This is a genomic window from Pseudomonas sp. SWI36 (genome assembly GCF_002948105.1).
Taxonomy (GTDB): domain Bacteria; phylum Pseudomonadota; class Gammaproteobacteria; order Pseudomonadales; family Pseudomonadaceae; genus Aquipseudomonas; species Aquipseudomonas alloputida.
The window spans coordinates 562,795-576,771 of the sequence record NZ_CP026675.1; the positions used below are offsets into that span (position 1 = coordinate 562,795).

Here is a 13,977-nt window from a genome sequence, read left to right on the forward strand (position 1 = left end):
ATTTCCACCAGCCGTTCACCGTTGCCGCCGCCACTGTATTCGCGGGTAAACCCGCTCCTACGCTGATCGGGAGTGGTTGGCCATTGAGAGGGGGCGCCAAGCGCCCCTGCCCATCACAGCCCCTCCAGTTCAGCCATCAGGTCACTGAGCCGGTCGACCTTGTCATCATCCAGCGCACTGCCCTGCAGCCCCTGAACATACTCGGCCAACGCCTCCACCGTGCTGCACTCGAACATCGCCCGCAGCGGCACGTTCAGCTGTAGCTGCTTCTGCACCCGCGAAGCGATCTGCGTGGCCAGCAGCGAATGCCCGCCCAGCTCGAAGAAGTTGTCGTGCACCCCCACCCGCTCGGCTTTGAGCACATCGGCCCAAATACCCGCCAACACGTCCTCCAATTCGTTGCGTGGCGCCTGATAGGCCTGACTGTACTGGCCGCCGATGTCGATGGCTGGCAGGGCCTTGCGGTCGAGTTTGCCGTTGGCGTTGTGCGGCAAGCTGTCGAACCAGCCCCAGTGCAAGGGCACCATGTACTCCGGCAACTCGGCACGCAGTCGTTGCTTGACCTGCTCCAGCAACGCGGCATCGGCACTGACGCCTTGGTGCGCCACCAGGTAGCCAACCAGATGCTTGCCGTTCACACCCTCCTGCACCGCCACGGCAGCATCGCGAATTTCCGCCTGCTCATGCAGCCGGGCCTCGATTTCTCCCAGCTCGATGCGATAGCCGCGAATCTTCACCTGATGGTCGATGCGCCCGACGTACTCCAGCACACCGTCCGGGCGTTGCCGCGCCAGGTCGCCAGTGCGGTACAGGCGTTCGCCCGGCGCCCCGTAAGGGTGAGGGATGAATGCCAGCGCCGTGCGCACCGGGTCACCGACGTAGCCACGGCCTACACCCGTACCAGCCACGCACAGCTCGCCCACCGCACCCAGCGGCACCAGCGCCTGGTCCTCGCCGAACAGGTACAGGCGGTTGTTGTCGGTTGGCGTGCCGATTGGCAGGTAGCTGCCTTGGGTCGAGGCGGCATCGACGCGGAAGAACGCCACGTCATCCGAGCACTCCGCCGGCCCATAGGCATTGACCAGGCCGATCTGCGGGTAGCGCTGCAGCCACTGCGCCGCCAGCTCCGGTGGCATGGCCTCGCCGGTCGGCAGCATCCAGCGCAGGCCGTCGAGGGCCTGGTGGTCGCTGGCCAGCATGCCCTGGATCAGGGACGGCACGCTCTCCAGCACGGTGATGCCGGTGGCCTGCACGTGCGCCAGCAGGCCCTGCGGGTCATGGGCGATAGCGTTAGGCACGATCTCTACCTTGGCGCCGAACAGCGGCGCAGCCAGGAACTGCCAGACCGAGATGTCGAAGCTTTGCGAAGCGGTCTGGGCAATCACGTCCTGCTCGCTCAGCGCCAGGTAAGGCACCTTGCTCAGCTGGTTGTTGAGCATGCCGCGCTGCTCGACCATCACCCCTTTCGGCAGGCCGGTCGAGCCTGAGGTGTAGATCACGTAGGCGAGGTTGTCCGGGCCACTGTGGATACCCGGGTTGTGGCTTGCGATCGGGTTGGCCTGGACGTCTTCCCAGACCAGCAGTTGCGGCCGCAGCGCAGTCTCCAGCTCACCGAGCAACTGCCGCCCCTGCTCGGCGCAGGACGCGCTGCACACCAACACTGGCGTGCGGCTGAGCTGGATGATGCTTTGCAGGCGCGCCGCCGGCAGGCCCGGGTCCAGCGGCAGGTAGCCGGCGCCGGCCTTGAAGCTGCCGACGATCATGCCCAGCAGCGGCAACCCACGCTCGGCAAGCAGTGCCACTGGCTGGTCCACGCAGACCCCGGCAGCCACCAGCGCATGGCCCAGGCGGTTGGCCGCCAGGTTCAGCCCGGCGTAATCATAGGAGGCCTCCAGGCAGCGGGCCACGGTACGCTGCGGATGCGCCACGACCTGCGCTTCGAACTGCGCGATGTAGCTCTGTTCCAGCGGATAAACCCGCTCGGTCCGGTTGCAGTCCTCCAGCAGGAAGCCTTGCTCCTGGGCGCTCAGCAGCGGTAGCTCGCTCACCTCTCCTTCAAAACCTTGTACCAGCGCCAGCAGCAGGCGCTTGAATTCGGCCAGCAGGCGCTCGACGGTCGGGCAGTCGAAGTAGCGCTGGTCGAAAGACAGGTGCAGGCCCAGGTCATCACCCGGGTAGCACACCGCCGTCAGCGGGAAGTTGGTGTGGGTACGGCCCGAGTCGGAGCTGGCGTTCAGGTGCTGGGCGTGATCGAGCACGGCGGTTTCAACCGGCGCATTCTCGAACACGAACAGGCTGTCGAATAGCGGCTGGCCCTTGGGCAGCTCGCTGCACGCCTGAATCGCCACCAGCGGCAGGTATTCGTACTCGCGCAGTTCCATGTTGCTTTGCAGCAGGCCCTGCAGCCACTGGCGCACACTGCAGCGCTCACCCGCCGCGGGCAACTGCACGCGCAGGGCCACGCTGTTGATGAACAGGCCGACGGTGCGCTGCATCTGCGGCATGCTCACCGGGCGCCCGGCCACGGTCACGCCAAAGGCCACATCGCGGTCGCCGCTGTAACGCGCCAACACCAGGGCCCAGGCCGCCTGGGCGAAAGTGTTGACGGTGAGCTGATGGGCCTGGGCCAGTTCGCGCAGACGCACGCCATCATTCACCTCAAGGCGGGTATAACAATCGCCGACGACCATGCCGCTACCGGCGTGGTCATGGCGCAGCGGGCGGTCGCTCGGGATGGCTGTGGCACGTTCGAAGCCAGCCAGGTTGGCTTGCCACCAGGCGCGTGCGTCGTCCAGGCCCTGGCGTTGCAGCCAACCGATGTAATCGCGGTAACGCGGCGGCACCGGCAGTTGGGCCTGACGGCCTTCGCCAAGGGCCTGGTAGACCTCGAAGAAATCGTTCATCAACAGCGAGCGGCACCAGGCATCGATAAGGATGTGGTGGTTGCTCATCATGAACCAGTAGCGTTCATCGGCCACGCGCACCAGGCGCAGGTGGAACGGTGCCTCGCTGAGCAAGGCAAAGCCGGCCTCGCGCTCCTGCTTGTGCAGGGCCTGCAGGCGCTGCTCCTGGGCATCGTCGGCCATGCCGCGCCAGTCCTGGTAGTCCACCGCCAGGTTGCCCGGCTTGTGGATGATCTGCAGCATCGCCTCGCCGCTGTTCCAGCTGAACGATGCGCGCAACGCTTCGTGGCGCGCCACCACCGCCTGCCAAGCCTGGGCGAAACGCTCAGGGTCCAAGGCACTGTTGATACGGTAGCGGTCCTGCATGTAGTACAGGCCAGTGCCCGGCTCCAGCAGGGTGTGCAGCAGCATGCCTTCCTGCATCGGCGTCAGCGGGTAAACGTCCTCGATCTGCGCGGCCGGGACCGGCAATGCGTCGATCTGCTCCTGAGTCAGGTGCGCCAGCGGGAAGTCCGATGGGGTGAAGCTGCCATTGCCATCGGCCAGGCAATGCGCGACCAGCGCCAGCAGCTCCTGACGATAGGCCTCAGCCAGACCCGCGATGGTCTGCTGGTCGTAGCGCTCGGCGCTGAAGGTCCAGCGCAATTGCAGAGCACCGCCATACACCTGGCCATCGACGCTCAACCAGTTGGGCAACGGCGCATCGAGGTCATGCGCCAACCCGGCCGGGGCCTCCAGGGGCTGGAACAAGGCTGTACTGTCGAACTGCTGGTCGAACTGGCCCAGGTAGTTGAAGGTGATGCGCGCCTGCGGCAAGGCCGCCATCTGCTCGCGCCCGGCGGCATCCGCCAGGTAGCGCAGTACGCCGTAGCCCAGGCCCTTGTGCGGTACATGGCGCAGTTGTTCCTTGATGCGCTTGATCGAACCGGCCCGCGCCGCGTCGTCTTCACCTGGCAGCGGACGCAGGCTCAATGGGTAGGCATTGGTGAACCAGCCGACGCTGCGGGTCAGGTCCATGTCTTCGAACAGCCCGTCACGGCCATGGCCTTCGAGCTGCACCAGCACTTCTTCATCGCCGCTCCAGCGGTACAAGGCCCGCGCCAGTGCAGTCAACAGCAGGTCGTTGACCTGGGTGTGGTAAGCCGCCGGGGCCAGTTGCAACAGCTGTCGGGTTTGCTCCACGTCCAGGCCGATGGCCAGGGTTTGAGCATGGCGATGCAAATTGCCGCCCTGCGGATGGTCGCACGGCAATTCGCGACGCACACCGCCCAGCTGGCCTTGCCACCAGGCCAGTTCGTCACGCAGCGAATCGCTGCCGGCGTAGCTGGCCAGGCGCGCGGCCCAGTCGCCGACGGCGTGGGTCTTGGCCGGCAGAGGCTGGCCACGGTACAGCGCCTGCAGGTCTTCCAGCAGCACCCGCCAGGACACGCCATCAACCACCAGGTGATGAATCGCCAGCAGCAACCGCTGGGTGCCCCGCCCGTCACGCACCAGCAAGGCGCGCAGCAGCGGCCCCTGTTGCAGGTCCAGGCTGCGCTGCACGTCAGTGTAGAGTGCCTGACAATCATTGAAATCGGCGACAGTGGCGCTCCACAGCAGTTGCTCGGCGCCAGGCTGCACGTACTGGGCCTGCCAGCGGCCCTGGGCGTCGCTGAAGCGCAGGCGCAGGCTGTCATGGTGCTGCACCAGCGCAGCCAATGCCTGTTCAAGGGTGGCCTCAACCAAGGGTTGGCGCACCTCCAGCAGCACAGCCTGGTTCCAGTGTTGCGGCTGTGGCACGTCACTGTCGAAGAACCAGTGCTGGATCGGCGTCAACCCGGCCTGGCCCTGGCGCAGTCCCTGCTCCACCGTGCTCGCGGCTTCGCTGAGCTGAACCACAGTTGCCAGGGTCTGGATGGTCTGATGCTGGAACAGGTCGCGCGGGGTGAATTGCAAGCCGGCCTGCCGGGCGCGGCTGACCACCTGAATCGACAGGATCGAGTCGCCCCCCAGCTCGAAGAAGTTGTCCTGCACGCCGACCCGGGCAACGTTGAGCACCTCGCGCCAGATCTGCGCCAGCTGTGCTTCCACCTCATTGCCAGGGGGCTGGTATTGCTGGCGCGCCTGCTCAAGGTCCGGCAATGGCAGCGCGCGGCGGTCGAGCTTGCCGTTGCCCATCAGCGGCAGACTGTCGAGCAGCACCAAGTGCGCAGGCACCATGTAATCGGGCAGGTGCTGGCGGGCATCGGCTTTCACCGCTTCGCGCAGCAGTTGTTGCGCGTCGCTACCGGCGGTGGCCTGCCTGCACACCAGATAGCCCACCAACTGCTTGCCGCCCGGCAAGTCCAGCGCCAGCACGACGGCCTCGTCGACATCGTCGTGCGCCTGCAGGCGGCTCTCGATTTCGCCCAGTTCGATGCGGAAGCCGCGGATCTTCACCTGCTGGTCGGCACGGCCGACATACTCCACCAAGCCATCGGTACCCAGGCGTACCAGGTCGCCGGTACGGTACAGGCGCCCGCCTTCGGCACTGAACGAGTCGGCGACAAAGCGCTCGGCAGTGAGGCCTGGCCGGTCGTGGTAACCCTGGGCCAGGCCGGCGCCGCCGACATACAGTTCGCCAATGCCGCCTTGCGGCAACAAGGCCAGATCCTCGTCGAGGATGTAGGCCGTACGGCTACCGATGACGCGGCCGATCGGTACGCTGCCAAGGTCTGCTGGCAACGCGTCTGGCGCCAGGCACGCCAGCGGCATGACCACGGTTTCGGTCGGGCCGTACGCATTGAAGAACTGCTGCGGCGCAAAGGCCTGGCGGATACGCTGCAGGTGCTCGCCGGTCAGCGCCTCGCCACCGGTAATCACCAGGCGTACCGGCAATTGTTCGCCCCGCCCGCCCAGGTACTGCGCCAGCTGGCTGCCGTAGCTGGGGGTGAAGCCCAGAATGCTCACCTGCTGCTCGCGCACCAACTGGCAGATGTCCTCGGCGCCCCACTGACCCTGGGCGCGCACTACCACGCGCGCACCACACAACAGCGGCACCCACAGGCGCTCGCTGGCAGCATCGAAATTGATCGAATAGAAATGCAGCTCGCAATCATCGCTGCGCATGCCAAATGCGGCGATCACCGCCTGGCAGTGCATGGCGAACTCGCCATGGCGGACCACCACGCCCTTGGGTTTGCCGGTGGAGCCTGAGGTGTAGATCAGGTAAGCCTGGTGCTGCGGCAGGCTGAGGTTGTCCAGCGGCGCATCGCTGTAGGCCGCCAGGCTGGCGGCATCGTCCTCCAGGCTCCAGCTGGCCACGCCTTCAGGCAGCTCGCCCAGGGTGTGCAGCAGCGCACGCTGGCTGAGCAGCAAGCCGATGCGACTGTCTTCGATCATGTAGCGCAGGCGGTCGAGCGGGTACTCGGGGTCGAGCGGCACATAGGCGCCGCCGGCCTTGAGGATGGCCAGCAGGCCGATGACCATTTCCAGCGAGCGCTCCAGCGCCAGGCCCACGCGCACCTGCGGGCCGACACCCCGTTCGCGCAGGGCACGCGCCAGGCGGTTGGCCTGCTGATCGAGCTCGGCGTAGGTCAAGTGCTGGCCGGCGAAGGTCAACGCGCCAGCCTGTGGCGTGCGCGCGGCCTGGGCGGCGAACAGACCGTGGAGGGTCTGGCCAAGGTCGAAATCGTGTTCGCCCTGCAATTGGCCTGTAAGCACTTGTTGCTCGGCACTGCTCAGCATTGGCAGTTCGCACAGGCGATGTTGCGGGTTGTCGAGCAAACCGACCAGCAGTTGTTGCCAGTGCTCGGCCATGCGCGCGATACGCGGCGCGTCGAACAGGTCGCGGCTGTAGGTCAGGCAGCAGCCCAGCCGGCCGTCCAGGTCGGTCACCTCCAGGTACAGGTCGAACTTGGTGGCGCTGGCATCGTTGACCAGGTAATCCACCTGCATGCCGGCCAGCGTGCGGCTTTGCTGGAAGGCCCAGCGCTGCACGTTGCACATCACCTGGAACAGCGGGTTGTAGGCACTGCTGCGTGGGGGCTGCAGGGCCTCTACCAGTTGGTCGAACGGCAGGTCCTGGTGCGACTGGCCTTCGATGGCAGCCTGGCGAATCTGCTCCAGCAGCGCGCTGGCGGTCATCTGGCCGTCCAGCTCGCAGCGCAGCACCTGGGTGTTGAGGAAAGCGCCGATCAGGCCTTCGCTTTCCGGACGGATGCGGTTGGCCACCGGCGCGCCGATACGCAGGTCGCGCTGGCCACTGTAGCGGTGCAGCAAGGCGGCCAGGGTGGCGGTCATGGTCATGAACAGGGTCAGGCCGCGCTGGCTATTGAAAGCATGCACGCGGGCCACCAGTGCCGGATCGAGTTCGAAGCGGTACAGCTCGCCACGGTGGCTCTGGACTGCCGGACGCGGGCGGTCGGCAGGCAACGCCAGCACCGGGTGCTCGTCGCCCAGGCGGTGCTTCCAGTAGGCCAGTTGTCGAGCGCCCTCGCCGCTTTCCAGCCATTGCCGTTGCCACACGCTGTAGTCCAGGTACTGCACCGGCAGCGGCGCCAGTGGCGACTCGCGGTCATCGACAAAGGCTTCGTACAGCTCGCCCAGCTCGCGGGCGAAGATGTCCATGGCCCAGCCTTCGGTGACGATGTGGTGCAGCGTCAGCACAAAGAAGTGCTCGCGCTCGTTGGCCTTGACCAGGCAGGCGCGCAGCAGCGGCCCCCGCTCCAGGTCGAAGGGCTGGTGCGCCTGGTCGTCGGCCAGTTGTTGCAAACGTTGCTGGCAGGCATCGTCTGACAAAGCGCTGAAGTCTTGCCAGTCCAGATGCAGGCCGCTGTCTTCGGCCACGCACTGGTACGGCACGCCGTCGATGCTGGGGAACGTGGTGCGCAAGGTTTCGTGACGCACGATCAGCGCCTGCAGCGCACGCTCGAAGGCATCCACGTGCAGGGTGCCGCGCAGGCGTGCCATGCCGCCGACGTTGTACGCCGGGCTGTCCGGCTCCATCTGCCAGAGGAACCACATTCGCTGTTGCGAGTACGACAGCGGCACCGCCTGACGGCGGTCGACACGGGTGATTGCACCTTGCAGGTTGCGCTCCCCGGCCGCGCGCAGGCGGGCGATCTCGGCACAGAAGGCGCCCAGCTCGCTGGCTTCGAACAGGGCCTTGAGCGGCAGCTCGACATCGCAGGCCTGGCGGGTGCGCGAAACGATCTGGGTAGCCAGCAACGAGTGGCCACCGAGGGCGAAGAAGTCGTCCTGCAGGCCAATGCGCGGCAGATTCAACACGTCGCGCCAGATGGCCGCGACCTGTTGTTGCAGCTCGGTTCGTGGCTCGACATGCTCACGCTGCTGCCACACTGGAGCAGGCAGTGCCTTGCGGTCGACCTTGCCGCTGGGGCCCAGTGGCATCTGTGCCAAAGGGATGAGTTGCGCCGGCACCATGTAGGCTGGCAATTGCTCAGCCAGTACGGCCAGCACCTCGGCAGGCTGGGCGCTGCCACTGTAATAGCCGACCAGTTGCGCGCCAACGGCGTCCTTGTGGATCAGCACCAGCGCCTGTTCCACACCTGCCTGTGCCAGCAGGCAGGCCTGCACTTCCTCGGGCTCGACGCGGAAACCGCGCACCTTGACCTGCTGGTCGAGGCGGCCAAGGTATTCCAGGGCCTCCAGCTGAACCTGCCAGCGGGCGCGATCGCCACTGCGGTACAGACGCTGACCATTGCCGTCGGCCTGGGGTACGAAGCGCTCGGCAGTGAGGCCGGGGCGGCCCAGGTAACCACGGGCCAGGCCCGCGCCACCGAGGTACAGTTCGCCCGGCACACCGGGGGCGCTCAGTTCCAGCTCATCGTCCAGCACGCGGCACAGCACATTGCCCAGCGGGCGGCCGATGGGCGAGCGCTCGCCGTCCACCACCTGACAGTGCCAGTGGGTGACGTTGATGGCGGTTTCGGTCGGGCCGTACCGGTTGTGCAGCTGCACCTGCGGCAGCACCTGCAGCACGCGGTCACGCAGCGTGGCGGACAACGCTTCGCCACCCGAGAACACCCGGCGCAAGCTACTGCAGGCCCCCGCCTGCGGCTCCTGGACGAACACCTGCAACAGCGGCGGTACAAAGTGCAGCGTAGTCACCCCATAAGCCTGCACCAGGGCAGCGATACGCTGCGGGTCGCGGTGTTCACCAGGGCCGGCGAGCACCAGCTTGCAGCCGGTGACCAGCGGCCAGAAGCATTCCCACACCGAGACGTCGAAACTGATCGGCGCTTTCTGCATCAGCACGTCGCTGTCATTCAGCGCATAGGTCGTCTGCATCCACTGCAGGCGCTCGGCCAACGCCGCATGGGTATTGCCTACGCCCTTGGGCTGCCCGGTGGAGCCGGAGGTATAGATAACGTAGGCCAGGTTATCGCCGTGCAGGTGCAGGCCGGGGGCATGGCTGGGCCAGCTGTCCAGGTGCAACTGGTCGAGGGCAATGGCGCTGACACCGTCGACCTGCGGCAGCTTGCCCAGCAGGCTGCTGTGGCTCAGTAGCAACCGGGCGTCGCAGTCGGCCAGCATGTAGGCCAGGCGTTCGGCAGGGTAATCGACATCCAGCGGCACGTAGGCACCGCCAGCCTTGAGAATAGCTAGCAGGCCGACCAGCAATTGCGGTGAGCGCTCGATGGCAATGGCCACACAGGTATCGGGGCCGACGCCTTTGTCACGCAGGTAGTGGGCCAGGCGGTTGGCTTGCTGGTGCAGCCCGGCGTAATCCAGGCTGCCCCCGTCCCAAACCAGGGCGGTGCGCTGCGGCGTCAGGCGTGCCTGCTCATTGAGTTGTTCGACCAACAGGTGCTGCGCTGCGGCGGCCGGTGCCTGGCCCCAACCCAGCAGCTGCGCACGGCCAGGCTCATCCAGCAATTGCACGTCGCCCAGCGCCTGCTGCGGCGCGGCACACACCTGTTCCAGCAGCGCCAGCAGGTGATGGGCCAGACGTTCGACGGTGCTGGCTTCGAACAGCTCTGCGGCGTAGTCGAAGGCCAGGCTCAGGCGGCCCAGATGGTCCTCCTCACTGTGCAACTGCAAGTCGAACTTGGCTTCGCGGCTGTGCCACGCCAGCTCTTCGGCCAACAGCCCCGGCAGACGCCGCAGGGCTGACAGGTCGCGTTGCTGGTGGTTGAACATGACCTGGAACAGGCCCTGCTCGCGCGCATCAGGCAGGGCTTCGACAAGCTGTTCGAAGGGCAGGTCCTGATTAGCCTGGGCTTGCAACGTGGCCTGTCGTACCTGGGTCAGCAACTGGGTAAACGAGTGACGGCCATCGAATTGCGCGCGCAGCACCTGCGTATTGATGAAGAAACCGACCATGCCTTGGGTTTCCAGGCGCGGGCGGTTGGCGTTGGGCACGCCGACGCGGATATCGGCCTGGCCGCTGTAGCGCTGCAGCAGCGCCTGCCAACCTGCCAGCAGGACCATGAACAGGCTGGCCTGCTGCTGGTGGGCAAGGCTCTTGAGCGCTTCGCCAAGCCTGGCCGGCACCTTGAGGTTGAAGCGCGCAGCGCTGTGCTCGCGCTGGCTGGTGCGCGGGTGGTCAGTGCACAGGTCGAGCGCCGGCAGCTCACCACCAAGGTGTGCCTTCCAGTACTGCAACTGGCGCTCGGCTTCACCGTCAGCCAGCCATTGCCGCTGCCAGCTGCCGTAGTCGGCGTACCCCAGGGGCAGCGGCGCCAGGTTGGCCTCCAGGCCTTGGCAGCGAGCGGCATACAGCTTGGCGAATTCTTCGAGCAGGATGTTCATCGACCAGCCGTCAGCAACGATGTGGTGCAGGGTCACCCACAGCTGATGCTCTTCGTCGCCCAGGCGCACCAGGGTTACCCGCAGCAGCGGGCCCTGGGTGAGGTCGAACGGCTGGCGGGCCTCGGTTTCCCGCAGCGCGGCGACCTGCTCGGGCGAGTGCCCTTCAAGGTCCAGGCGGTGCAGGCTGAACGGCTGTTGAGGCAGGATACGCTGCAGCGCCTGGCCATTCTCTTCGCTGAACACAGTACGCAGCGATTCATGGCGCGCCACCAGTGCCTGGAAGCTCACTTGCAGAGCATTGACATCCAGCTCGCCACGCAGGTGCAAGCCGGCGGGAATGTTGTAGGCCGCTGATTGCGGTTCCAGCTGCCACAGCAGCCACAAGCGGTTTTGCGCCAGCGACTGGGGCAACGCCCGGGCGCGCTCCAGCGTGGCGATGGCCGTGGTGGCTGCAGCGCCATCGGCGATGATCTGTGCCACAGCCTTGCTGTAGTCGGCCAGTACCGGCGCCTCGAACAGGGTACGCAGGCTCAGGTCGATACCCAACTCATCGGCCAGGCGCGCTGTGGCCTGGGTGGCGGCGATGGAGTTACCGCCCAGCAGCAGGAAGTGGTCGTCCGCGGCCACCGCCTCTACCTTGAGGATGTCGCGCCACACAGCGGCGATGCGTGCTTGCAGCTCGTCGCCAGCGGATGCACGGGTACCGGCTTCGCTCACCTCAGGGAAACTGGCATAGCAGTCCAGGCTGCCATCGTCCATGCGCAGCCGGCAGGCAGAGCGCTGCAACTTGCCGCTGGAGGTCTTCGGCAGCGCGCCGGGGTTCAGCAGCAGGACCACGGCCGGGGCCTGTCGGCAGGTGTCGGCGACGACCTGGCGCAGGGTCTTGATCAGGTCCTGGGGCTTGAGTGCCTTTTGCACGTTGCGGCTGATCTCCACCGCGACACCGATGCCCTCCTCGCCTTGGTGCTCGACGGCGAACACCGCCACCCGGCCTTTGCGCAGCACCTGAACTTCGCGCTCGAGGGTTTTCTCCAGGTCTTGTGGGTACAGGTTTTGCCCACGCACGATCAGCATGTCCTTCAGGCGCCCGGTGACGAATACCTCGCCGTCACGCATGAAGCCCAGGTCGCCGGTACGCAGCCAGGTCTGGCCGTCCATTTCGACGAAGGTTCGAGCGCTGGCTTCTGGGTTGCGCCAGTAGCCCCGGGCGATGCTCGGGCCGCCTGCCCAGATTTCCCCCACCTGGTTGTCGCCCAGCACTTGCAACTGTTGCGGCTCGACGATGCGTACCGCGTGCCCCGGCTGCGGGAAGCCGCAACTCATCAGCACGCTGCCAGTGCCGGGTTCGGCGCGGTTGGCGGCGAAGGCTTTGGCATCCAGCTCAAGCGCGGCGATACCCTGGCCACGACGGCTGCCGCTAACGAACAGGGTGGCTTCGGCCAGGCCATAACTGGCGAAGAAGCTCTGCGGGTCGAAGCCACAGGCCTGGAACTTGTCGGCGAAGGTGGCCAGGCTGTCCTGGCGGATCGGCTCGGAGCCGGAATAGGCCACGCGCCAGCGGCTCAGGTCGAGCCCGGCCAGCGAAGCCTCGCTGACCCGCTCGCTGCACAGGCGATAAGCGAAGTCGGGCCCGCCGCTGATGGTGCCACCGTATTCGCTGATGGCCTGCAACCAGCGCAACGGCCGGGCCAGAAAGTACCCCGGCGACATCAGCACGCAAGGCACGCCACTGAAGATCGGCTGCAGCAGGCCGCCGATCAGGCCCATGTCATGGTACAGCGGTAGCCAGCTGACGATCACATCGTCGGGGTTGAGGTCGATACCAAAGCCTTGGCGGATCAGTTGCTCGTTGGCCACCAGGTTGCCATGGCTGACCTGCACGCCCTTGGGCAGCGCGGTGGAGCCGGAGGTGTACTGCAGGAAGGCGATGTCATCGCCCTTGAGCACGGGTTCACGCCAGTTCGCAGCCAAGGCCGGGTCCAAGCCATCCACTGCCAGCAGTTGGGGGGCATTGTCCGCCGCCAGGGCTTCCAGGCCCTGCAGGCTGTCGTGCAGCGCCGCCACGGTCAGCAGCAGGCGCGGCTCGGCGTCATCGATGATCGACAGCAAACGCTCCTGGTGCTGCTGGCGCGCGGACTCCGGCGGGTAGGCCGGCACCGCGATCACGCCCGCATACAGGCAGCCGAAGAACGCCGCCACGTAATCTGGCCCGCTGGGGAACAACAGCACGGCACGGTCACCGAAGCTGGCGCGCGCCTGCAAGGCGGCGGCGATGGTGCGTGCACGCTGGTCGAGGTCCCGGTAGCTGAGCACGGCCTGCTCACCGGGCGTGTCGGCGAGAAAGCGCAGGGCAATCCTGTCCGGGGTCTGCGCGGCGCGTTGCGCCAGGGCCTGGACCAGCGAGAGCGGGAGTTCGAAGGCGTCCGTCATTGGGTGTTCCTGCCAGTGTCTGGTTAGGTCTGACAGCTGCTCCGCTAACGTGGGCGGGCAACGTATGCGACCGGGGATGTACACAGGGGAACGGATGGGCAGGGAGAGAAATTAGCGGGCAGGTCAGGCTTTAAGGGTTGATAAGGCATACCCCCAAAGCCAACCGCGCTTTAGAACTGAAACCCACAGATACTAATTACATTTCGCATTTGACAATTATTATCATCTTGAATAGTTTGTCGCACGTCGTAGGAAGCTTCCCAACCTTGGGCGCCTCCTCTCCCCTCTGTGACAAGGTGATTTCCATGGCGGAACAACTATCCACAAGTAAGTGCGATTCACCATTACTGCAGGCCTTCGTCGACAACCGCAGCATTCTGGTCAAGATCGCCGCCCGCATCACAGGCTGCCGTTCGCGGGCTGAGGACGTGGTACAGGATGCCTTTTTCCGGCTCAGCACCGCCCCGCAGATCACCTCATCGTTCAAGGCCCAGCTGAGCTACCTGTTCCAGATCGTGCGCAACCTGGCGATCGACCACTATCGCAAGCAGGCGATGGAGCTGAAGTACTCCGGTAGTGAAGAGGAAGGCATGAACGTGGTGGTGCAGAACGCCTCGCCCGAAGCCACCCACATCAACCGCGCCGCACTGAATGACATCGCAGAGGCCTTGAACGAACTGCCGCCGCGCACCCGCTATGCTTTCGAGATGTACCGCCTTAATGGCGTGCCGCAGAAGGACATTGCCAAGGAACTGGGCGTATCGCCGACCTTGGTCAACTTCATGATCCGCGATGCGCTGGTGCATTGTCGCAAGACGGCCAGTCGGCAGGCCTGAAGATGGCTGCAAGCAAACGCGAGATCGAACCTGGATCGCTCTCGCTTTTGCTTGCAGCGCTAGTGTGGTGTTTT

2 protein-coding genes are annotated in these 13,977 nt (G+C 65.8%); one reads left to right on the plus strand and one right to left on the minus strand.

The window, feature by feature from the left end; translation table 11 throughout:
• Positions 1–113 precede the first annotated feature (113 nt).
• A complete protein-coding gene (locus C4Q27_RS02690) occupies positions 114–13,067 on the minus strand; it encodes a non-ribosomal peptide synthetase (RefSeq protein ID WP_104886418.1) in 12,954 nt (4,317 codons plus the stop codon).
• A gap of 305 nt (positions 13,068–13,372) precedes the next feature.
• On the opposite strand from C4Q27_RS02690, the gene C4Q27_RS02695 reads away from it, so the two are divergent.
• Positions 13,373–13,903, plus strand: a complete 531-nt coding sequence (locus C4Q27_RS02695) for an RNA polymerase factor sigma-70 (RefSeq protein ID WP_010954997.1) — start codon at positions 13,373–13,375, stop codon at positions 13,901–13,903.
• Positions 13,904–13,977 lie beyond the last annotated feature (74 nt).

Bases quoted from the DNA above. Each gene is read 5' to 3' on its own strand.
- C4Q27_RS02695 (WP_010954997.1), top strand. From the start codon at position 13,373: ATGGCGGAACAACTATCCACAAGTAAGTGCGATTCACCATTACTGCAG.
- C4Q27_RS02690 (WP_104886418.1), bottom strand. From the start codon at position 13,067: ATGACGGACGCCTTCGAACTCCCGCTCTCGCTGGTCCAGGCCCTGGCG.